Source organism: Paenibacillus sp. J31R109 (assembly GCF_059692055.1).
This window is the reverse complement of record NZ_JCAUAR010000001.1, coordinates 344490-366439: the sequence shown is the minus strand read 5'-3', so window position 1 is coordinate 366439 and position 21950 is coordinate 344490. Positions and strand designations below refer to the sequence as shown.

General features: G+C 44.2%; 22 protein-coding genes and 1 other RNA gene. 1 reads left to right on the top strand and 22 read right to left on the bottom strand.

Annotated features, from left to right (window positions below; translation table 11 throughout):
* Window positions 1–111: 111 nt before the first annotated feature.
* The 6 genes from AC58QT_RS01520 to AC58QT_RS01495 all read right to left on the bottom strand — a co-directional run bounded on the left by AC58QT_RS01520 (window position 112) and on the right by AC58QT_RS01495 (window position 4938).
* A complete protein-coding gene (locus AC58QT_RS01520; protein WP_497407426.1) occupies window positions 112–822 on the bottom strand; it encodes a lytic transglycosylase domain-containing protein in 711 nt (236 codons plus the stop codon).
* A 121-nt stretch (window positions 823–943) separates the two neighbouring features.
* Entirely contained in the window at window positions 944–2236 is a 1293-nt protein-coding gene (locus AC58QT_RS01515) for a hemolysin family protein (RefSeq protein WP_310499111.1), read from the bottom strand.
* A gap of 341 nt (window positions 2237–2577) precedes the next feature.
* Window positions 2578–2979, bottom strand: a complete 402-nt coding sequence (locus AC58QT_RS01510; protein WP_310226954.1) for a hypothetical protein — start codon at window positions 2977–2979, stop codon at window positions 2578–2580.
* 22 nt (window positions 2980–3001) lie between these two features.
* The gene (locus tag AC58QT_RS01505) at window positions 3002–3220 is read right to left on the bottom strand and encodes a DUF1540 domain-containing protein (protein ID WP_310499110.1); all 219 of its coding nucleotides are present in this window, start codon (window positions 3218–3220) and stop codon (window positions 3002–3004) included.
* Window positions 3221–3267: 47 nt separating this feature from the next.
* A complete protein-coding gene (locus AC58QT_RS01500; RefSeq protein WP_497407425.1) occupies window positions 3268–4362 on the bottom strand; it encodes a glycoside hydrolase family 15 protein in 1095 nt (364 codons plus the stop codon).
* Window positions 4363–4437: 75 nt separating this feature from the next.
* Entirely contained in the window at window positions 4438–4938 is a 501-nt protein-coding gene (locus AC58QT_RS01495; protein WP_028558040.1) for a YpuI family protein, read from the bottom strand.
* A gap of 179 nt (window positions 4939–5117) precedes the next feature.
* On the opposite strand from AC58QT_RS01495, the gene AC58QT_RS01490 reads away from it, so the two are divergent.
* A complete protein-coding gene (locus tag AC58QT_RS01490; protein WP_497407424.1) occupies window positions 5118–7037 on the top strand; it encodes a S8 family peptidase in 1920 nt (639 codons plus the stop codon).
* Window positions 7038–7144: 107 nt separating this feature from the next.
* Here AC58QT_RS01490 and rnpB read toward each other — a convergent pair.
* From rnpB to AC58QT_RS01410, 16 genes are all read right to left on the bottom strand, one after another.
* Window positions 7145–7559, bottom strand: an RNA gene (gene rnpB, locus AC58QT_RS01485) — RNase P RNA component class A.
* 88 nt (window positions 7560–7647) lie between these two features.
* Complete coding sequence (locus tag AC58QT_RS01480) at window positions 7648–8757, bottom strand: Nif3-like dinuclear metal center hexameric protein (protein ID WP_497407423.1); 1110 nt, start codon at window positions 8755–8757, stop codon at window positions 7648–7650.
* Window positions 8733–9497: a tRNA (adenine(22)-N(1))-methyltransferase gene (locus tag AC58QT_RS01475; protein WP_497407422.1), complete on the bottom strand. Its 765-nt coding sequence runs from the start codon at window positions 9495–9497 to the stop codon at window positions 8733–8735. The genes AC58QT_RS01480 and AC58QT_RS01475 overlap by 25 nt, the downstream gene beginning before the upstream one ends.
* A gap of 3 nt (window positions 9498–9500) precedes the next feature.
* Window positions 9501–10331, bottom strand: coding sequence for a hypothetical protein (locus tag AC58QT_RS01470; RefSeq protein ID WP_497407421.1), 831 nt, complete (start codon window positions 10329–10331; stop codon window positions 9501–9503).
* 119 nt (window positions 10332–10450) lie between these two features.
* Window positions 10451–11566, bottom strand: coding sequence for an RNA polymerase sigma factor RpoD (rpoD, locus tag AC58QT_RS01465; protein WP_028558036.1), 1116 nt, complete (start codon window positions 11564–11566; stop codon window positions 10451–10453).
* A 37-nt stretch (window positions 11567–11603) separates the two neighbouring features.
* On the bottom strand, window positions 11604–13451 hold the full coding sequence (gene dnaG / locus AC58QT_RS01460; protein ID WP_497407420.1) for a DNA primase: 1848 nt from the start codon (window positions 13449–13451) through the stop codon (window positions 11604–11606).
* A gap of 48 nt (window positions 13452–13499) precedes the next feature.
* Entirely contained in the window at window positions 13500–13964 is a 465-nt protein-coding gene (locus tag AC58QT_RS01455; RefSeq protein ID WP_310226938.1) for a YaiI/YqxD family protein, read from the bottom strand.
* 89 nt (window positions 13965–14053) lie between these two features.
* Window positions 14054–14869 carry a pyruvate, water dikinase regulatory protein gene (locus AC58QT_RS01450; protein WP_497287776.1) on the bottom strand — a complete coding sequence of 272 codons (816 nt, stop codon included), beginning with the start codon at window positions 14867–14869 and terminating at the stop codon, window positions 14054–14056.
* A 177-nt stretch (window positions 14870–15046) separates the two neighbouring features.
* Entirely contained in the window at window positions 15047–15796 is a 750-nt protein-coding gene (recO, locus tag AC58QT_RS01445; protein ID WP_497407419.1) for a DNA repair protein RecO, read from the bottom strand.
* 46 nt (window positions 15797–15842) lie between these two features.
* Complete coding sequence (locus AC58QT_RS01440; protein WP_497407418.1) at window positions 15843–15995, bottom strand: YqzL family protein; 153 nt, start codon at window positions 15993–15995, stop codon at window positions 15843–15845.
* 95 nt (window positions 15996–16090) lie between these two features.
* Window positions 16091–16990: a GTPase Era gene (gene era, locus AC58QT_RS01435; RefSeq protein WP_497263897.1), complete on the bottom strand. Its 900-nt coding sequence runs from the start codon at window positions 16988–16990 to the stop codon at window positions 16091–16093.
* Between the two features lie 6 nt (window positions 16991–16996).
* Window positions 16997–17410: a cytidine deaminase gene (gene cdd / locus AC58QT_RS01430; RefSeq protein WP_497287779.1), complete on the bottom strand. Its 414-nt coding sequence runs from the start codon at window positions 17408–17410 to the stop codon at window positions 16997–16999.
* Between the two features lie 42 nt (window positions 17411–17452).
* Window positions 17453–18157, bottom strand: coding sequence for a diacylglycerol kinase (locus AC58QT_RS01425; protein WP_310226927.1), 705 nt, complete (start codon window positions 18155–18157; stop codon window positions 17453–17455).
* Complete coding sequence (gene ybeY, locus AC58QT_RS01420; RefSeq protein ID WP_497408074.1) at window positions 18157–18684, bottom strand: rRNA maturation RNase YbeY; 528 nt, start codon at window positions 18682–18684, stop codon at window positions 18157–18159. The genes AC58QT_RS01425 and ybeY overlap by 1 nt, the downstream gene beginning before the upstream one ends.
* Window positions 18685–18692: 8 nt before the next feature.
* Window positions 18693–20939: an HD family phosphohydrolase gene (locus AC58QT_RS01415; protein ID WP_497407417.1), complete on the bottom strand. Its 2247-nt coding sequence runs from the start codon at window positions 20937–20939 to the stop codon at window positions 18693–18695.
* Between the two features lie 40 nt (window positions 20940–20979).
* Window positions 20980–21945, bottom strand: coding sequence for a PhoH family protein (locus AC58QT_RS01410; RefSeq protein WP_310226923.1), 966 nt, complete (start codon window positions 21943–21945; stop codon window positions 20980–20982).
* Between the last annotated feature and the right edge of the window lie 5 nt (window positions 21946–21950).

The window sequence follows — 21950 nt, the reverse complement described above, 5'->3', positions numbered from 1 at the left end:
CGCCTTTCACTATTAAAGCCTATAACGACTAAGAACTCAAGTAAGTCAGCTAAAATGCGAAAAGCCGATCTCCGCATAATTCATGCGAAAATCAGCCCTATGTTTCACCAATTACAGAGCAATATGGCTACGATGATTGAGAACTTTTGAGACGTATGCTTGTGTCTCTTTCGGCAAGAACTGAAGCTTACTCGCCAGATCCTGATCCGTCTTAATCCCCAAACGATCAACACGACCTGGACCCGCATTATAAGCGGCAAGTGCAACGCCTTCATTGCCATTATATTTCTTAAGCAAGCTGCCTAGGAATTGCGTTCCGGCTTCAACGTTCTGTTTAGGATCAAACGGATTCGTTACCCCATAACCACTGCTTGTTCCATCCATAAGCTGCATTAATCCCTTCGCACCTGCTGATGAAACCGCTGTATGATTGAAAGATGACTCTTGTTGAATAACAGCTTTAACCAAAGAAGAATCAACGCCAAATTTCTGACTAGCTTGTACAATTAGTCCTTCAAACTGATCAACAGAAGTTGTTTGCAATGTAGATTGTAATGGTGTAAAGGATTTATTCAAAGCGCCTAGTGCGCTTGGCAGTTTACTTAACGATGGATTCAGTTCAGTTGCATCTAGAACATCAGTTCCAGTACCAATACCTTGTCCCATCAATGTATTCAATAGTTCACTAAAGTCACTAGTACCATCAGAATTCGCTGATGATGTTTCATCTGAGAAAAGACTAATTTTACTCATGGTCTGAAGCTGCAGGAGCTCCTTCAACACTCTAGGATCAATGGCTTGCGTATTCGTGATGCTGTTCATCGCTCAGACCTCGCTTTTACTTTTTCATTGTTTTCATTGTACACGTTTTGAGCCCTGACGACTAGTCTTTTCTTCCAAAGGCAGGAAAAAAGGGCAGTCACTCGACCGCCCCTCTAGCCTTTCAAGAAATATTTTGTTGAAGCATTTCATTATCATTTATTGCTCTTCTCACGGTAACACGTGATATGCGCAAGTGATCGGTTTCTTCCACGATAAACATAAATTCATCATTGTAGCTCACCTGCTGATTACGACTAGGAGGAATTTCGGTTTGGGAATAAATCCACCCTCCGATTGTATCGTAATCATCCGACTCAATTTCAAGTCCGAAGTATTCATTCACTTCGTCAATTAACAAGAGTCCATCAATGGAGAAGGTATGGTCATCTTTCATTTCAATTGTTGGGCGCTCCTCGTCAAACTCATCTTGGATTTCCCCAACAATCTCTTCCATAATGTCTTCAAGCGTTACTAAGCCTGACGTACCGCCATATTCATCAATAAGCAAAGCCATTTGACTTTTGCGCTTTTGCATCATTTTGAGCAAGTCACTGATATGAATGGAATCCGGTACGGTCGTAATCGGCCGAATAATTTTCTTAATGCCCTTGAGGTTGGCATCTGGCTTCAGCAAATCCTTAATGTGAACGAAACCGATAATATTATCCTTATCTGGATCACACACAGGATATCGCGTCCGCATCTCTTTGATGGCGATAGCTAAGTTCTCTGCATAAGAAAGTCCTGCATATAAGCATTCCATTTCTGTGCGGGGAATCATAATTTCTCGAGCCGTCGTCTCTGCGAATCCGAATATATTATCAACAAGCGTGAGCTCTGTGTTATCAATTAGTCCGTTTTTGTGACTCTCCTGCATAAGGACTCGAATTTCATCCTCCGTATGTGCAGATTCATGCTCCGTTGTAGGTTCAATCCCTGCTCGGCGAAGCATCCAGTTGGAAATGCCATTCAGCGTCCAAATAAACGGGTACATCATTTTGTAGAATAATACCATGGGTCCTGCAGAAAGCAAGGTAACTTGCTCTGCTTTACGAATCGCATACGTCTTAGGAAACTGTTCACCTAATGTAATATGAAGTGTCGTCATTAATGAAAATGCAATAATAAAAGTAATGGTGTGGAACACCGAATCAGGCAATCCCAATGGGGCAAATAAGGGCTCCAAAATCTTGGCGAACGTCGGTTCACCTACGTAACCGAGTCCTAATGAAGTAAGTGTGATTCCTAACTGACAAGCACCTAAGTAAGCATCTAGATTATTCATAATGCCTTGCGCAAACTTCGCATTACGCCGGCCTTCACCGACAAGCGATTCAATCCGACTTCCACGCACTTTCACCATTGCAAATTCAGCAGCAACAAAAAAACCGTTTAACAACACTAGTCCAAACATTAACAGAAAACTGATTAACGTTTCGGGCAAAGGATCTTCCAATACCTTACCTATCCCCTAACAAGTGCAAATGCTGCACCTAGGAGAGTAGGTACACCTCCCTTAATTTTCGATTTTAATTAGATTAAATATCACTACTCATTATATAATAATACTGTAATCATTCAAAGGTGCGAATATGACACTTGAAGCCAAATAGTACGAGCAAATGGGCGTAAACACATTAAAATGAGCCCTTATTGCGCTATTACACATGAATAATGGCCATCTTGAGCTATTTTTCAGCTTTTTTTCATTAAAAAAAATAAAAGCAAGCTGATTACTCAGCTTGCTTCGTGAACTTATGAATAATAGGGAATCAATAAAAAATAAGCGGCTACGGCAATAATACCAAGTGCAACGGACCAAGAGCCCATGCTCTTATTTCCCATTACAAAAGCGATCACACCGAGAATAATACCCGAAATCCCAAGTAAAACCGGCCAAACGAATAACGAGGCCAGAGCAACAAACAGGGCGACATATCCCACCGCTTTGTTGCGTGTTACAGCTTCTACAAGCTCAGCGACTTCCTCATCAGAAACGGTCGAGGCAGGTTCATTCCGCCTGCTTCCTCTGTTATGAGGTACAGCAATCTCAGCTGCATATTCTTCTTGGGCATGGAGTCCGCTCTCAATATGAAGCTGACTCTTCTGGAATCGCTCCTTGGTGGCATTGTCTAAAGAACTGTCCTCTTTATTCATGCTACCTCCGCGTTACACATACCTAATGTTTGGTCGCAGGCTTAAACGTGTGGCAACACGTATTAGCCGCTTTTGTCGCAGAATCATGATGCGTAGTATCAAACGATTCCTCTGAAGCAAATTCGACATTGTAATCCGCATTCGCGTGCTGATCAATTTCAATCATGATCGTGTCTGCATGACAGTTGTTTCCTTGTGTCCAATATTCACAATTGGCTACTGCACACTTGACTGCTGGCATCATTATCACCCCCTTAACAATTTGCCCGCGGCAGGAGTGATCTATGCTCAGCCAAGCCTGTCAGATAAGACCAAGAACATGGCATGTGACCATAGCAAGGGGTGTGCTGGTTGACCATGTCTGGCGATCCATTCCGCATAAACGTCAGGCTCACGGAGATGATCGTCTACTTGCTCAGGGAAGCGTCCAAGGTCATCAGCCTTGCTTGCAATCCACGCCAAAGAACGCTCTGCTTCTGCTTGATTCCCAAGCTCAGCCTGCATCCATCCATACCAGGCAGTCAGTAGTAACCACTCACCGCCCCCATAGTATGTATCCTCCAAATAGCGTTGAATCCCGCCGTGCTTGAGCTCCTCTTCTATCGTTTGAACCGTTCTTAGCATGCGCGGGTCATTGGGTTCACAAACCCCAAATGGTAATGCTAGCCACATTAAACTTGCATCAACCCCATAATGAGCAGGTTGCCAGATTTCGTTAATGCAATGAATAGACTTTACGAAGCGCCCTTCATGGACGGCATGAGTATGTATAAAATGTTGGATGAGCTCTGCTCGCTCTATTAAGTCTGGACGTGCTTCCAGCTCACCTAGCGCCTTCAGACCGCCATACAAGCAAGCCAACGTTGCTGGATGGACATAATCCGGATATTCCTCCCAACAATCGAAATTCGGATAATGCCAGAACGCCATAATATAGTCTACCGTCAGCTCTATACTCTCTCTGAACTCTTCTAGAAGCGAGTAATCCCCCGTTATGCGAATATGTTCGGCAAGTCCCCAGATCCAAGCGCCATATCCATCCAGTTGAAAATGACCCCACTCCGAATGATCATCTCTACCATCCAACTGATATCTCGTCCCTAGAAACTCTGATCGGTCAATCCATTCTCTATTCTCATGCTTGCGTAGGAGCTCTGATACCCGCGGACGCTTATCCTTCAGAACATGATGTACCCAGCGATAGAATTGCTCCGCGCTTTTCGTTTCTCCCACACGATCCATTGCATTGGCAATAAACGTGCCATCTCGGAGCCAACTATAGGAATAGGGAGGAAAAAGAGGAGAAGCCACATAGCCTCCGCTAGGATGTTGATTCAATTTAATGATTTCTTTGCTAACGTTGACTAATTGTTCTAGCTTCATACAAGTTTATCCCCCTCTAAATGAAAAGGGATGCGGTGATCGCATCCCTTTGTAGGTTTCATTGTTAAGTTGGTGTTACACTTTTTCGCCTTGCATACGGCGCTGTGTGATGTAATCTGTTTCATAGTATGCCAGGTCTTCCCTAAGCTCTTCAAATACCTTAGACAATTCGATAGTTAAGTCACGTACTTCGCGTGAAGGTTTTTTGCGGAAACGAATCGCATCTTGTCCAGTGTAAGCGTAGCGACCGTCTTCGGAATAGCACTCATTCTTAGGATAGAAGAAGGTATTAACACATGTATGATATACCTCATAGAGCACTTTTTCGGAAAAATCAACATTGAAAGTAGGACGTCTTAAGCTAACGCCCAATTTCTCATAAGCCACTTCACAAAATACGAGAAGATGACGAGTGTCCTGTAAATACCCGCGGTAAAACTCGTCCATTGCTGGATCATTTTCCACATTTAACAGTGAGAGCGAATGTTGATTAAGAAACAGTTCCATTTTGGCCGTCGTTTCTTTGAGCTTAGTACGCGTGGAATCACAAACATTTTTCACATTAAAAACAGCCATGTAAGAAGACCTCCTATAATTGCGCTACTTCTATCCTACCATAAATTATCGCGAAGTGGTATATGTAAAACAACTGATACCATGTATAAAAGATTACCGCTCGCCTAAACCTACTTGTAGTTGATTTGTTTTTCATTTACGAGTTGGCCTTTTTCTACAAATAAAAGGAGGGCATGATTATGTGGCGTTATCTCTCCACCATTGCGGTTGTACTTGGATTAGGGGTTCTTCTGTACCCTTCACAGACTCCACAACGCACTAAACCAGGACCTGAGGTTTATAGTGCCAAGTATGAAACATCGTCTAAGCTTGCACTGCTAGAACAGGATGTGAAACTCACAGACGAACTATGCAGAAGTCAATGTGCCATCGATTATACGACGATGCTCGGTCAGATCGATAGTGGTGAGCCTGTCACCAATGTACTGAAAAACATGCGGAATCACCATGAGAAAATGGAGGTACTCGTATGGTCCAAACGTGGCCAAACATGGGAACAAGGCATCAAGTCAGGTGAACTGCCTGCCGAGCACAAAGACCAAGCGGCAACCTATTTGAAAGAAGCTAAATCTGCCGTAGATGGCGGCAAGCATTACCAGTCGCCTAAATTTGGAGCTGGACAGCAAGTTTATTTCGTTCAAGGAACACCATCAACAAATGGCCAAGATTCGCTAATTGGGGTCATTCATCAAGACGTGCTTGCGCATGTGACCGATCATCAAATGAAAAATTTAAGACTTGAGCCATATCCCAATGAGAATCGTTGGAAAACTAAAGCAGTCGAGACCAATACGCTAAAAGAAAAGGTCGTCGATCATCCCGAAGATAACCAAGGAACTAGTCATTATCAACAAAATGAAGTGGTGGTACGCTTCAAATCGGATCCATCCGAAGCTCAACTCAAACAAATTAAGAATGAAATTAATGCCATCTCCGCGCAAAAGCTCGGGTATACGTATGTATTCCGGACAAATAGTATGGATGCCAAGTCTTTGATTACCTATTTTAGTAAATGGAATGTCGCTTATGTTGAGCCTCATTTTCTCTATATGACCAATGATTACTTTGGGGATCATGATGAGACGGATTCAAACACGAGTCACAGCGAATCTGATACGAATCAATCACCTGTCTCCTCGAGTTTTATGCCAAATGATAATTTGTATCAACGTTATCAATGGAACCTGCCTTTGATCGAAACCATTCAAGGCTGGCAATTAAACCGCGGCGCCAATGACGTGATTGTAGCCGTTGTAGATACAGGCGTTGATTTGAAACATCCTGATCTGCAAGGTCAACTCCTTCCTGGCTACAATGTCATCAGCGGAAATGATAATCCACAGGATGATGTTGGACATGGTACACATGTAACTGGCGTAATCGCCGCCTTAGTAAACAATAATCTTGGTGTTGCTGGAATGACTTGGTTTAATAAAGTTTTGCCTGTTAAAGTGCTTGATCAGACCGGAGCAGGCAGCACGTATTCGGTTGCTCAAGGAATCATCTGGGCTACGGATCACGGGGCTAAAGTTATGAATCTCAGCCTTGGTAATTATGCAGATTCAGGCTTTCTTCATGATGCGATACAGTATGCTTATGATCGAGACGTTGCGCTAATTGCGGCAAGCGGGAACGATAATACAGAACAGCCTGGATACCCTGCTGCATACCCTGAAGTATTCGCGGTGGCTGCCAGCGATTCACATAATGAGAAAGCCCCCTTCTCCAATTACGGCGACTATATTGATGTCACTGCGCCTGGGGTTACAATTGCTAGTACGTATCCCAACAACCAATATGCGGCTTTATCCGGCACTTCTATGGCTAGTCCGCATGTAACTGCACTGGCCGCGTTGATTCGTTCCGCTAACCCTAACTTGAAAAATACGGACGTTTACGAAATCATGCGACAGTCAGCAATGGATTTAGGTGATGAAGGCCACGATAAATATTTTGGTTATGGATTAATTGATGTTGTCAAAGCAATTCAAATGGCGAAGCAGGAGACGGCTCCGATGTCTTACTGGCCACAGGATTTAGCACGACAATTGCATTTGGTTCCAAAAAAGTATGCGGGTAGCTTGGGGCTTGAGAAGTAAAAATATAAAAACCCTTCAATCCCATATGTGGGAATGGAGGGTTTTTCATTCTGCATTACTTAAAATAAAATACCCGCAAAGCCGAAGCTGTGCGGGTAACCGACTGTTTGGAAAGTTTGCCGTAAGCCGGGTTCTGTACTTCCAGTGGTCATAACGGGCGTCTGCTCCCCTGCCACTATTGAAGCGACAATCATCTATCTAGGCCGTGCATTGCTACACAGCTCAAGCGACCAACCCGAACGCGTCTCAGGCGAAGACTGCTGCCTCGAAAGCAACTAGCGTTCCATTAGGTCTTGCTCCAAGTGGGGTTTACCAGGATCTATGTCACCATAGAACCTCGTGGTCTCTTACACCACGGTTCCACCCTTGCCTGTGCTATATTTCAAGCCATCGGCGGTCCATTTCTGTGGCCCTATCCTTCAACTCGCGTTGACTGGACGTTATCCAGCACCCTGCCTTATGGAGCCCGGACTTTCCTCTCGCTATGGCTTACCCATAACCAGCGATTGTCTGTCAAACTTTCCATTGCATAGGCTAGTATACTAGGTATGACTTCGAATTACAACACTTGAACATTTCCTTCTTTTCCAGAGGCCTTAGAAACCATGCCCTAGATGAATTGGAAAGGTTCGGTATTGATGGCGGATGCGATCACTTGCGTATCCGTCTTAGCCAGCTGCGCAGCGAGGTAATCTGCGACACCTCGCTTCATGATTTTCTCGACGTTGTGCCCAACGTCGAGCAGAGCCAGCCCCGCCGCAAGCGCATCGTGTGCGGTGTGGTAGTCAATGTCGCCGGTGACGAGCACATCGGCGCCAGCAAACATAGCGTGCCGCATGTAGCGGCCGCCAGAGCCCCCCAGCACGGCCACCTTGCGGATGGGCCGTGCTAGATCGCCGACGACGCGGACCGTCGGCACGTCGAACACAACCTTCGCATGCTCCGTGAGCTCGCGAAGTGTCATCGCCGCGGGCAGCTTGCCCACGCGGCCCAGACCGAACACTCTACCCTTAAGATCCATCGGGTAGAGGTCATAGGCCACCTCCTCGTAGGGGTGGGCCTTCAACATCGCTTGAACCGCTCTGCGCTGAACGCTCGCGGTTACGATGGTTTCTACGCGTACCTCTTGTACGCGTTCCAGCTTACCAACTTCCCCGATAAACGGGTTCGCCCCTTCCTGCGGCAGGAACGTCCCCGTCCCGGGGATATTGAAGCTGCAGGAGCTGTATTGGCCAATCCCCCCTGCTCCAGCCTTAAAAAGGGCATCCAGCACGACCTGATGATGAGTCTCAGGCACGAAGACGACAAGCTTCTGCAACTTCTCCGTATGCACATCTTCTAGATGAGTCAAATCTGTTAACCCAAGCTGCTCCGACAGTAAATCATTAACACCGCCTTCAGCCACATCCAGGTTCGTATGGGCAATATAAACAGCGATATCATTTTTGATTAATTTCTCATATAAACGGCCTGCTGGCGTTTCCGTCTGAAGATGCGCGAGAGGTCTGAAAATAATGGCATGATGCGCAATAATCAGGTTGGCACCCGCTTCAATTGCCTCATCAACCACTGCATCTGTGACATCTAGTGCAACAAGTACTTTGGTAATGTCTTTTTGAAGGGAGCCTAATTGCAAGCCAATTTTGTCATCTGCCATCGCATAATGCTTTGGAGCCAGCTGTTCGAATAGCTGAATTACCGTTTGACCTTTTGCAAGCAAGCGAGTACCTCCTTTATTTCACGTATTTCTTGGCTGACCTGCTCTGCCTTTGCTATGGAAGCTTCAGCAGTTGATAACTTCAGTTGATCTACAATCATGGCAAGCTTTTTCAGTTCACTTTCCCATTTGATAAACCAAACTTCTGGAGCTTCATTGATCAAAAAGGGCCCCATTTGTTGCAAACGCTCACTTGAAACATTAACACCGTCAGGAAGAGAACGCTCTTTATACAGCAAGTCTAAAGCGCCTATTTCTTCGCTGCCAGCAAGTGACGCTGTCAAAATTTCATAGATCTTTCCATCTTCTTCAAGAATCGTCTCGGAATCAAGCTTCCAACCGTTATGCAGTAGCCAACGACGAACATGTTCCTCACCGACATTCGGTTGCAAAATCAATTGCCCAACACCAGCAAGCTTAGATTTGCCTGCTTCCAGGATGCTCGCCATTAAGCTTCCACCCATGCCAGCGATCGTAATGACATTCACTTCGCCAGGTTCAATAACTGCAAGTCCATCGCCAGATCTTACTTGAATGATCTTAGATAGTCCGCTTTCGAGTACTTGTCTCTGTGCAGCCTCGAAGGGACCTGGATTCACTTCCCCAGCCACTGCAGCAACAATAATTCCCTGTTGTGCCAAATAAGTTGGCAATAACGCATGATCAGAACCAATGTCAGCTACCTTGGAACCCACTGGGACTCGATCCGCGATCATTTGAAGTCGTTTCGATAATTTAACCATATGCTACATTACCCACTCTACCCATTTTTTTCGCAGCAGAAATAATGCTGCGCCTACTGAAACTAATTTTGCTGTAAAGGAAATTTGAATGAGGCGTGCGCTCAGTTCATTATCAACAATAAACGTCATGGCTTCTGGTAGAAACCAAGCTAAGCCTCCTACTAGCATGAGCACGCTAGCCGCTTGTTTATTCGTATGATGTGCAAGCCACGCCATCCATATGAGTACTACACTCAATGGAATCCAACTTAATTCAAGCGAAAACCAAGATGGATGCTCCAGCTTTTGCATTAACAACCAACTGTACGTCCCAACTAACCCGAACCAACCACAAATTTGAAAAATAGCCATGCGAGCAACTAAACCATTTAATAACCAAATACAACTGCAAAAAGCTAAATAACCAATATACGTAATCGAATTTTGAACATCCGACAGGTCCATAATATGTAGCCCTAATAATAATATGGCAACAGATGCTACACCACATAAGACATATGAAACAACAGGCGTACGACTAAACTGTCTGTAGGCTCCAGCATAACAAATCATGACAAAAAGTGCGGAAATACCAATTTGCATTGGCAATCCAAAAGAGTTAAAATTAAGAGCAGATAAGGAAAGAGCGGCAATAACCGCTAAACCCAACAACCATATTTTCCAATTACTGTTTGTTACTGCAGTTGCCGAAACACCTAGAAGTGAGTTCGGTTTAGGCGTCATATCATCTACATACAAATTCATAAGAAAATCGCAATAATGCTCAGGAAGCAATTTGCTCCGTCGCCAATGATCGATTTCTCTAACAATAATTTTTCTTCTCTCAGCATCCATCTATTTGCTCACCATCCTAGCTTCTTTATCGGTGATTTAATGCTCAGATTTTAGTCAATTCTGTGGAAAACCACAAAAAAAGACCCCGCCGAATTTGGCAGGGCCCACTCCTAGCGATTTTATTCCAAAAAGTCCTTCAAACGTTTACTACGGCTTGGATGTCTTAACTTCCGCAATGCTTTTGCTTCAATCTGACGAATCCGTTCCCTTGTAACTCCGAATACTTTTCCTACTTCTTCTAATGTTCTTGTACGTCCATCATCAAGTCCGAAACGCAACCGAAGCACATTCTCTTCTCTTTCAGTTAACGTATCCAGAACATCTTCAAGCTGTTCCTTCAGAAGCTCGTACGCAGCTGCATCAGCTGGCGCTAGTGCCTCTTGATCCTCGATAAAATCCCCTAAATGCGAATCATCTTCTTCACCAATCGGCGTTTCTAAGGAAACAGGCTCTTGAGCAATTTTCATGATTTCACGAACTTTATCCGTGCTTAAATCCATCTCTTTCGCAATTTCTTCTGGCGTAGGTTCGCGCCCCAATTCTTGCAGCAATTGACGGGAAACACGAATTAATTTGTTAATTGTTTCGACCATATGTACCGGAATCCGAATCGTTCTCGCTTGATCTGCAATCGCGCGAGTAATCGCTTGACGAATCCACCAAGTCGCATAGGTACTGAATTTGTAACCCTTCGTATGGTCAAACTTTTCAACAGCCTTAATAAGACCCATATTACCTTCTTGAATCAAATCCAGGAAAAGCATGCCGCGACCTACATAGCGTTTGGCAATACTCACAACGAGTCGAAGGTTTGCTTCAGCAAGACGACGCTTCGCTTCTTCATCCCCATTTTCAATACGTTTGGCCAATCCCACTTCGTCTTCCGCAGAAAGAAGCGGTACGCGACCAATTTCTTTCAAATACATCCGAACTGGATCATTAATTTTAATCCCCGGCGGCAAAGCCAGATCATCATCGAAGTTAAATTCATCGCGCTCGTTTTCTTCAGGATTCATCGAATCTTCATCCGACTCGTTCCCCACGTCAATACCTTGCTCGGAAAGTTGTTCAAAGAACTCATCGATTTGTTCAGGATCCTGATCGAAGGGAGCTAATTTCTCCATGATATCCTTGTAAGTTAGTGAGGACCGTTTTTTCCCCTGCTCTATAAGTTGGTCTTTCACCTGGTCCAGGGTCAATTCTGTCTCTAATTCTGTACGCTGATCATTCGCCATGGTACGGACTCCCTCCTCCCTAGTCATGCCAGTTTAGCTAAGATGACTTCAACCGTTTTTCTAGGGCAATAATTTCAATTGCAATTTGCGCAGCTTTAAGATGGTCTCCCTCGCGTACTGCGCGAGCTTGTTCTTCTTTCTTACGTTCAACTTCTTCTTGCATTGGAACTTTGCGAATTTGGCGAATATAGTCGTCAATCACTTGTTCGTTCATTCCATGGCCTGCTCCCATCATAACGATGGAGCTTGCCAAGCTCTCCAGCTGTTCGTCTTGCAGCATGGCAATGTATCGGCTTGCATCGGGCTCTAAATACTGAGCGTAGTAAGCATATAAATAAGCAGCTAAGACTGCGTGAGCTTCAACATTAAACTGGTCGCCTAATTGCGCTTCAACATGCGCACATACATCACGATCATGCATCATTACGGCCAAAATCAAACGTTCTGCATTATGATAGGCAGGCAGTAAGGTAGGCGATTTTTTCTTTGTTCGTTCCGCTGGTCTCCCATTATTCATAACATTATTCCACAGAATTGGTTTATTATCCCCATCTGGTCGGTTTTTTTCCGATTGCAATAAGATTTCATGGAGATCTAACTTCATGGCTTCATAGGATGAATCCGGAAACTCTGAAGCCAACTGTTTGAGATAATGTTCGCGTTCCATCGGAGATTGCAGTTGACTAATTAACTTTACAGCGGATTGCAGATAACGTAATCGGTCACCGTCCTCGTGCAATTTAAAATTTTTGCGAATATATAAGAGCTTATATTTCATCGATGGCACGGAAGCTCCAATAATCTCCCGAGCGAATCGGTCAACCCCATATTGACGAACGTAATCGTCTGGATCTTTGCCATCTGGCAGCATCGCAACCGTGACCCTGCTTCCCGCTTCTTCCAACAAAGGGATGCTCTTATAAGCAGCGGATTGTCCAGCATTATCTCCATCATAGCAAATGACGATTTCATCCGCGTTGCGGTTCAATAAGGCAGCATGCTCTTTCGTTAATGCTGTTCCCATCGTCGCAACACCATTCGTGATGCCCGCTTCCCAAGCTTTGATCAAATCCACATACCCTTCAAAGATAACGGCTTGTTGAAGCTTTCTCATATTCGGCCTTGAGAGGTGCAGATTATACAAAGTTCTGCTTTTATTAAAAAGCACAGATTCGGGACTATTTAAATATTTGGGCTGTGCATCGCCCATCGCTCTTCCGGCAAATGCAATGACTTTGCCTGTAGAGTCGCAAATAGGGAACATGATCCTTTCGCGGAATTTGTCCACGTAGCCATGACCTTCATGTTTGGCAGAAATCAATCCGCCTTTTTCCATAAGGGCTAAATCAAACCCTCGTTTCTGTAACTGCTGCACGAGCGTGTCCCACATGACAGGTGCATAACCAATTTGGAACGTGTCAATCAGCTTATCAGAGATGCCTCTGGAGGTTAGATATCCTTTAGCTGCTTTGCCCTGTTCGGTATTTCCTACAACATAATGGTAGAACTTTGCGGCAAACTCATAAGCTTTAATTAAGGTCGCTTTTTCTTGCTGCTGTTCATTCTGCTCCTCTGATACTTCTTCCCAAGTAATAGGGATATCCGCATCTTCTGCAAGCTTCGTGATCGCTTCGGCAAAACTCAGGCCCTCTATTTCCATAATGAATCGAATTAAGTTCCCGCCTGCCTGACACCCAAAGCAACGATAAATTTGTTTCTCTGGCGTGACTGTGAACGAAGGACTTTTCTCCGAGTGGAAAGGACAAAGCCCCTTCATATAATGCCCTTGTTTGCTCAAATGTACGTGCCTGCCGATGACATCTACGATATCATGGCGCTTCAGTACAGCCTCAATAACCTCTTCAGGTATGCGTCCGTACTTCATTTTAATCCACCTACAATTCAGGTCGCTTTTCCGACTAATTACTATTCGCTACTTATTTTCGATTTCCTGCAATTTTTCTAAAAGATTTGTCAAACCATGTAGAAAATTTTTACGATCCATCTCTGTAAAAGGTTTTGGCCCTTTCGTATGCTTGCCATTTCTTCGCATTTTGGCGGAAGCATGACGGCGTTCCAACAGATAATCGATCGAACTATCGGTGTATTCCTGCCCCCGATTCGTCAAACAAATCGAACCCTTCGCGAGACCTAATGCCGCGAGTCCGAAGTCTTGTGTTACCAAAATATCACCTGACCGAATCTGATTGGCAATATATAAATCGACAGATTGATCGGACCGATCTACTTGAACTACCTTTACACCGGGGTTTTGCTTCATCTTATGATCGAAAGAAGCAACGAGTATAACTTGTACACCAAACTGTCTACCCGCCTGCTCGATTTCCGACTTTACTGGACAAGCATCGGCATCAACAATAATATTTCTTGCGTGCAAGTGTCAGCCCCTGCCTTTATTAAGAAATCTCACCGTACTATTATATACGATGGACTTACAAAAAATCCTGCAAGCCAGAACATAAAAGCTTATGATCGATGTTCGATGTGATCCATGATTAGACTGGCTGTTTCTTCAACAGCACGGTTGGATACATCAAAGATCACACAACCGATTTTACTCATAATTTTATCAGCAAAATCCAGTTCTATTTTAATACGTTCTACATTCGCATAGGTTGCATTTTCTGCAAGACCAAGTGTTCGAAGCCGTTCTTGTCGAATGACATTTAATTTATTAGGGTCAATGCGCAAGCCAATTATCTTGTCTTTGGGCACGGTATAAATAGCTGCTGGAGGTTGCATTTCCGGTACCAAAGGTACGTTGGCCACTTTCAATCTTTTATGTGCCAAATACATGGACAACGGTGTTTTGGATGTACGGGATACGCCTAGAAGAATAATATCCGCTTTTTGAATGCCGCTAAAATCGCGCCCATCATCATATTTGACCGCAAACTCGACGGCCTCGACTTTCTTGAAATAATCCTCATCCAAAGGATGAATCATACCTGGTTGTCTGCGCGGCTCTTGGCGAAGTGCGTTTCCGAGTGTTGTTACTACAGGGCCTAGCAAATCAATAAAAGGAATATCGTACTGCTTCGCTTTGGCAATCAAATCATCTCGGAGCTCTGGAATGACCAGGGTAAATACAACAATCCCGCCATGCGTTCTAATCCCATTGATGACTTTATCTATCCCTTCAAAATCATGAATAAACGGGGCTCTCACTATTTCCACAGGCACAGGATGAAATTGCATGGCAGCTGCCCGGACGACAGATTCTCCTGTTTCACCAACAGAATCCGAAACGACGTAAACACGAGTAGGTTGTGGATGTTCCATATTCCTAACCCCTTTCAGCAGGGACAAGACCCTACACTAGCATTTGTATGTAAAGAACAACAGATCAGAACGACAGCATGAGAAAAACCTCACCGATATGCGGTCAGCACAAGGGCGAGGTGTTTTCCACCACATCATATCAAAGGAGGAATTGCATGTCAAATGAACCAGCGCCTCTTAAATATTGTATTTCTCCATCTGCTCAATAAATCCTCTTGATTTCCATTGTACGCCAATATGTACATCCATGTAGGCACGCATACACTGCTTCAGTTGCTCTTTCGTCTCTGCCTTAACTTGAACCGCGCCTAACCTTCTCATATCCATCCTCGGAAAAAGTCTCAGCAGCTTATAAGTCCCCTCACCAATTGCAATCGCCGAGACATCCTTGAAGCGACAACGCCGGCATATGGTGCCGCCGAGATTCGGACTGAATGCGGTGATACCATCCGTTTCACCGCAAGCCACACAAGCATCCGTTACAGGAAGGTAACCTGCTAAATCGAACATCTTCATCTCATAGAGATGCGTGACGATCTGCATGTCTTTATTGTCTTCAATCGCCATTAAGCCAGCCTTCAGCTGCTCAAACAAGTAATTGTTGCCTTCTTCATCACCCAGCATGCGATCCGTCATCTCGGCCAGATAAGAGGCATAAGCCGACTTATGCAAGTCTTCACGCAGAGCATGATGGGCTTCAATGATTTCAGCACCGTTAAGAGATCCCATCTGACCCCTTTGTTTAAAAAAAACAAAATCGCCGTACGTAAACAGCTGCGTAACGGCGCCATGTTTGCTCTTCAGTTTCTTCGCACCACGAGCCATTACGCCAACCTTCCCCAGCTCGGGGGTGAATAAACGAATGATCTTGTTGCCTTCACCGTAGTCCATGCTACGAATGACAATACCTTGAACGCTATGCAGCAAGTAGCTTCCCCCATGAATGCCGCTCTAAGCAATCAAATCCTTGCTGTCACCTATTCAGACCATCGAGCGGCTCTTCGTTACTTAAATCTTCATCTTCCACTTCAGAATCCATGCCAGGTTCTCCCGTTACTTGTTTGTACAGCAGATAGGCGTCCACATCACCGGTCTTTGAAAAATACGTCCACGAAAAATCTTTCATGTTCAGCATCCTCCCCATCGAACGTGATGTTCATAGGATGTGCATTGACCGCCTCACTATGCGATGTAAAAACTGGTACTCTCAGGAAATTCTGTTTACTCGTGACGGAAACCAAGATCACGAAGAACTCTGTCTTGATTTCTCCAGTCTTTCTTGACTTTCACCCATAACTCTAAGAACGTTTTGGAACCTAGAAGTGTTTCAATATCACGACGGGCTTGTCTCCCGATTTCCTTCAACAACGCACCTTGCTTCCCGATCACGATACCTTTTTGAGACTCACGCTCTACGAATATGACAGCCGAGATATGAACGACACCGTTTGGCTCAACACGCATATCTTCAATCTGCACGGCAATGGAGTGAGGAATTTCTTCCCGTGTCATATGCAAAATTTTCTCACGAACGAGCTCCGCGCATACGAATTGTTCCGGATGATCCGTAATTTGATCCGCCGGGTAATATTGAGGCCCTTCTGGTAAATAGCGAATAATTTGCTCCAGAAGTGTTGTCACATTGTTCCCTTTTAACGCGGATACAGGTACGATTTCAGCAAAATTATACAAATCTTTGTAATTTGTAATAATCGCAAGCAGCGCTTCCGGCTGTACCAGGTCAATTTTGTTCAACACGAGAATAACCGGAGTTTCAATATGCTTCAACTGCTCGATAATATAACGGTCTCCGCCACCAATACCGTCTGCTACATCGACCAAGAATAACACTGCGTCGACTTCCCCAAGTGTGCCATGAGCAACTTTACTCATGTAATCACCAAGTTTAGACGTAGGTTTATGGATCCCTGGTGTATCTAGAAATACAATCTGTCCATTGTCTGAGGTATACACACCATGGATCTTATTTCTAGTCGTTTGAGGCTTATCCGACATAATCGCAATCTTTTGTCCGATAATTTGGTTCATTAGTGTTGATTTCCCGACATTCGGCCGTCCGATAATCGCGACAAACCCTGACTTAAATTCTTTTTTGGCCACTTCTACTTATCCTCCATTTGTGTGCAAATCCTTTGTTGTAAAAGCGCCTGGCAATAAAGCAGCTACCGTCGTCTCAACGAAAGCTCCTTTGAGATTACTCAAATAAACAGGCATTTCCGGTTCGCACAGTTCAATTAATACTTGTCGACATACGCCACATGGCGAAATCGGTCCTTCCGTATCTCCAGTTACCGCGATTGCTTGGAAGGATCCTCTTGGATGTCCATCGGCAATTGCGCGGAATAACGCAGTTCGCTCGGCACAGTTTGTCGGTCCATAGGCAGCATTCTCGACGTTGCACCCTAGGTGCACGTTTCCATTCGCGTCCAATAACGCGGCACCGACCTGAAAGTTGGAATAAGGCGTATAGGCTCGTTTCATCGCTTCTTTAGCGAAATCAATGAGTTCTTGCGGATTCATAGCCATCCACCCTTTTATAAGAAATAGTAAGTAATAGTTAAGTTATAGCATGTTTAAGCAGGTAAAAGCGAGGAGCGTCACCACAATACCAATCATTGCCCCCAAAAAGAGTGCTGGGAATGGCCTTGTTTTTTTATCATACAACACAATTAGGATAATAATAGACAGCGTATAAGCAAGTAATGCAGCTATCGTTTCGGTCACAATGACCAAAATGACTGTAGCAATTGCAAATGCAATAGCTGTTAATAAACTAGGCCGCACTAATTTCCCTTTATCTGAAAAGCGAGTCTCAATAACGATCACCGTCAGCATGACAAGAGCAATTAAGATCCATATCGCACCTGCAGATAACGGTGTTTCTTGGAGTCTCGCGTGTCGCAGCAGCTGATCGATGGGCTCATAGAAAACAACCAACCCAACAACGACTGCAAACATGGCAGACACCAATACGGACGCCGCGGCGACGTCCTTCGCAATTTTGGCTAATGGATGTCGGTCTGGCATCGCCAGATCCACCGTTTTCTCCACAGCCGTATTAATTAATTCCGTAACAATCATGAGAGTTACCGCTAATAAGATAAATAAAATATCTGTTTTGGACAAATGGATGAACAGCGCTGCTAGTAAAACAAGAAACGCAACGGAAAAATGGAATTTCATATTACGTTGCGTATCTAGTGCGTACTTAATTCCCTCATAGGCATACCGAAAACTTCTGCGCCATTTACGGAAGCCGCTCGACATTATCGCGTCAAGCCTGCCCTCTGCAAAATGTCCTCCTGTTTAGCGAACATCACTTTTTCTTCCTCTTCATTCTGGTGATCGTACCCAATAAGATGTAGGAAGCCATGTACAAACAAAAAACCTAACTCGCGTTCTACCGAGTGACCATAATCTTCCGCTTGCGCGATGGCACGCGGTACGGAAATAATAATATCGCCAAGCGGCTCAATGAACGCTTCCGATACGGTTTCACCTTCTTGGAGTTCACCTTCGGAATCATCGCTGTCATCTTCATAATTGATCTGAATCTCGTCATCCCCAAATTCACTCATTGCAAAAGAAAGAACATCCGTCGGTTTGTCTAAGTTACGGTATTGTTTATTCAGATCTTGGATCGTCTCATCGTCAACAAACGTAAGAGCAACCTCACCTTCAGTAATACCTTCAATCTCACCTGCAAGTTTAAGAAGTTCTTCAAGCTTCTCAATGAACGCAGGTGTGATTTCCTTCTCTTCTTGTTCACTGCTCCATGCTAACGTTAAATCCACACTTGCCATTAGGAATTGCCCTCCTTCTTATCTCCTGGCTTCTTAGCCGTGATTTCACCTGGATACTCTATACGCGAATGAAAAATCCCTAGCAAGGTTTCATTCAATGTTTTCGCAATCTTATCAAGCTCTTTCAGCGTGAGGTCACATTCGTTGAACTGACCATCATCTAAACGTGATTTGATAATCTTGGTTACCATGGAATCAATCTGTTCCAACGTAGGGTTACGTAATGAACGTACAGCCGCTTCTACGCTGTCTGCAATTCCCACAATAGCCGCTTCTTTCGATTGCGCTTTAGGACCTGGATATCGAAAATCTTCTTCACGTATCCCTTTCTCACTGTTCTCTTCTTCAGCTAGTTTCTTCGCTTTATGATAGAAATAGTGCAGGAGCGTTGTTCCATGATGCTGCTCGGCGATATCGCGAATCGGTTTCGGCATTTTGAAATCCTTTAACATATCAACACCATCACGCGGGTGCGCGATAATAATGGACTTGCTTAAATTCGGATCAATCCGATCATGCGGATTTTCAATATTCGTTTGATTTTCGATAAAGTAACTTGGTCGCTTTGTTTTACCGATATCATGATAGTACGATCCTACACGGCACAGCAACCCGTCTGCACCTATGGATTCGGCCGCCGCTTCGGACAAGTTGCCTACCATCACACTGTGATGATACGTACCCGGTGTCTCCGTGAGCAGCTTACGCAGTAAGGGATGATTGGGATTTGAAAGCTCGACAAGCTTAAGCGGAGAAAGAATCCCGAAGGAAGCTTCAAAAAACGGAAGCAATCCAATGACGAATACGACCGTAACTAGTCCGCCAGCTGTAGCAAAAGACAGGGACATCAATGCTTCTCTTTGTTGAAAATGATCTTCCATCAACAGCATCGCCGTTATGGTTAACATGGAGAAGAAAGCGATCATGAGGCCCGCTTTTAAAATGGTGGCACGTTGACTAGCACGTTGAATCGTAAACACGCCGCTAAAGCAAATAACTAAGCTGACTAAGCCAAATCGGAAATCGAATAGCGCATCGTGCTCAGCATTAAAAATAATGCTCGCAATTATGGAGAATAAAACCGATGAAATAAATGCAAGCGGTGCATCCAACAAGATCGCGATCAAGATACTTCCAAGAGCAGTTGGAGCCAAATACCCAATAAATGGATAGTCGAAATTTTGCAGGAGTGAAATGATTTTCATGCCAGCGATATTCATTAAAAATATCAAAACAAGCATAACCAGCTGCGAATTATTGTATTTGACCTGCATGTTACTCTGTCTAACGAACATAAAGATGACAAATGATAACAGCGCGCACAGAATAACAAGGCCCAACTGCGGCAAATGATTCGCCTTATCCTTGAGCAGTTTAAGCTTTTCCAACCGTGTATATATTTCTTCTGTAATGACATCGCCGGCTTTGACCAGCACATCATTCTTATTAATATAAACAGTCTTCATATTGCCTCTGGCTTGCCCTTTGGCATCATCAGTCCCTTTTTGATCAAAAAATTTATTCGGCGTAATTAATGCTCTGGCAATCTCGGTTACCATTTCACGGGAAGTGTTCTTCGCTAGCGTAGACGTATTCACCATTTCTGCAACCTTAGCCCTGGCTGTTTTTGCATCCAGGATTTCGTCAATCATCAGCTTGGTGACAATATCTTTCGTCACAGTACGCATATCCGCGAGATCTTCCTTGGTCAACCGCGGCAGTTTAAAATAAATTTCCTCAGGAAGCGGATATTTCTGATCCGACAAGCCAAGTTGAATTTGTTCAAGTAACAAATCGTTATATTGCCCACTATTCCGCAGGGTTTTGATGGCATCATTCGTCAAGTCACTAATCAATTGTGGAATGACACGACGGTAAATACTCACCTTATCATCGAACTTCACTTCTTCATCTGCATTGATCTGAGATAATTTATCAAAAATGGCATCACTGATGACTTCATTCTTGAGGTTAACGATCTTATATACAGGCTGGACGCGCTTCGCAGCATCTTCCTTGGCTTGCTCCGTCGCGACAGCGTTCTCAATCTGCTCAGGTGCATAGATCGTCTTCTCACTCTTCATACCCAGGGTAATATCATAAACTTGTGGAACAAGCTTCTCATATAGAGTGGCGTAGAATATCAATCCTAAAATGAGAAATAAAAGTATTCTTAAGCCCGTATTGTATTTCCATCCGCTCAGCCGGTAATGAAATTTGCCTTTCATTTGCACTTCATTTTTCATTACGGAGGTCATTCCTCTCTATCTAGCCAAACTAGCATCTTTACTTAGTCGATTCAGCATTATAGGCAACAATGATCTTCTGAACGAGTGAATGACGTACAACGTCACCCTCATCAAAATGAATAAAGCCCAATTCTTCAATACCACTTAGAATGCGAGACGCTTCAACCAATCCAGAGGACTTACCTCGAGGTAAATCAATCTGTGTCACATCGCCGGTGATAACCATTTTCGAACCAAAACCAAGCCTTGTCAGAAACATCTTCATTTGCTCAGGAGTTGTGTTCTGTGCCTCATCCAGGATGATAAATGAATCGTCCAATGTACGCCCTCTCATATAGGCTAAAGGGGCAATTTCTATGAGTCCGCGTTCTAGTGACTTCGCTACTTGCTCAGGCCCTAAGACATCATTAAGAGCATCATACAATGGGCGTAAATAAGGGTCAACTTTTTCCTGCAAGTCCCCTGGTAGAAACCCGAGACTTTCCCCTGCTTCTACGGCTGGACGCGTAAGAACAATGCGTTTAACAGCACCTTCCTTCAGACGAGTCACCGCTAGAACAACAGCTAAATAGGTTTTGCCTGTTCCCGCTGGGCCAATTCCAAAGACAATATCTTTCTTCTTAATCGTTTCTACATACTTTTTCTGTCCAATCGTTTTGACACGAATCGGCTTCCCTTTGTGCGTGGTAGTAATTTCACCTTTAAACAGATCCAATAATTGCTCTGCCTTCATTTGCTTCGCTAATTCAACGGCATAGAGTACATCTCGCTCTGTTACTGTGTAATTATTGCGGATTAGCTGCAAAAGAACTTCAAAGAGCTGCTGAAGTGAGTTCACTTCCGCAGCCCTGCCTTGAATCGTTATTTCGGCTTCGCGCGTAAAGATTTGAGCATCAATTTCCCGTTCGATGACATGCAAGAATTTATCCTGCGGCCCAAATAAAGCTAGTCCCTCAGCCGGATTTTTCAAAGTAATTTTTACAGATTGCGCATTTTCTATCAACAGGC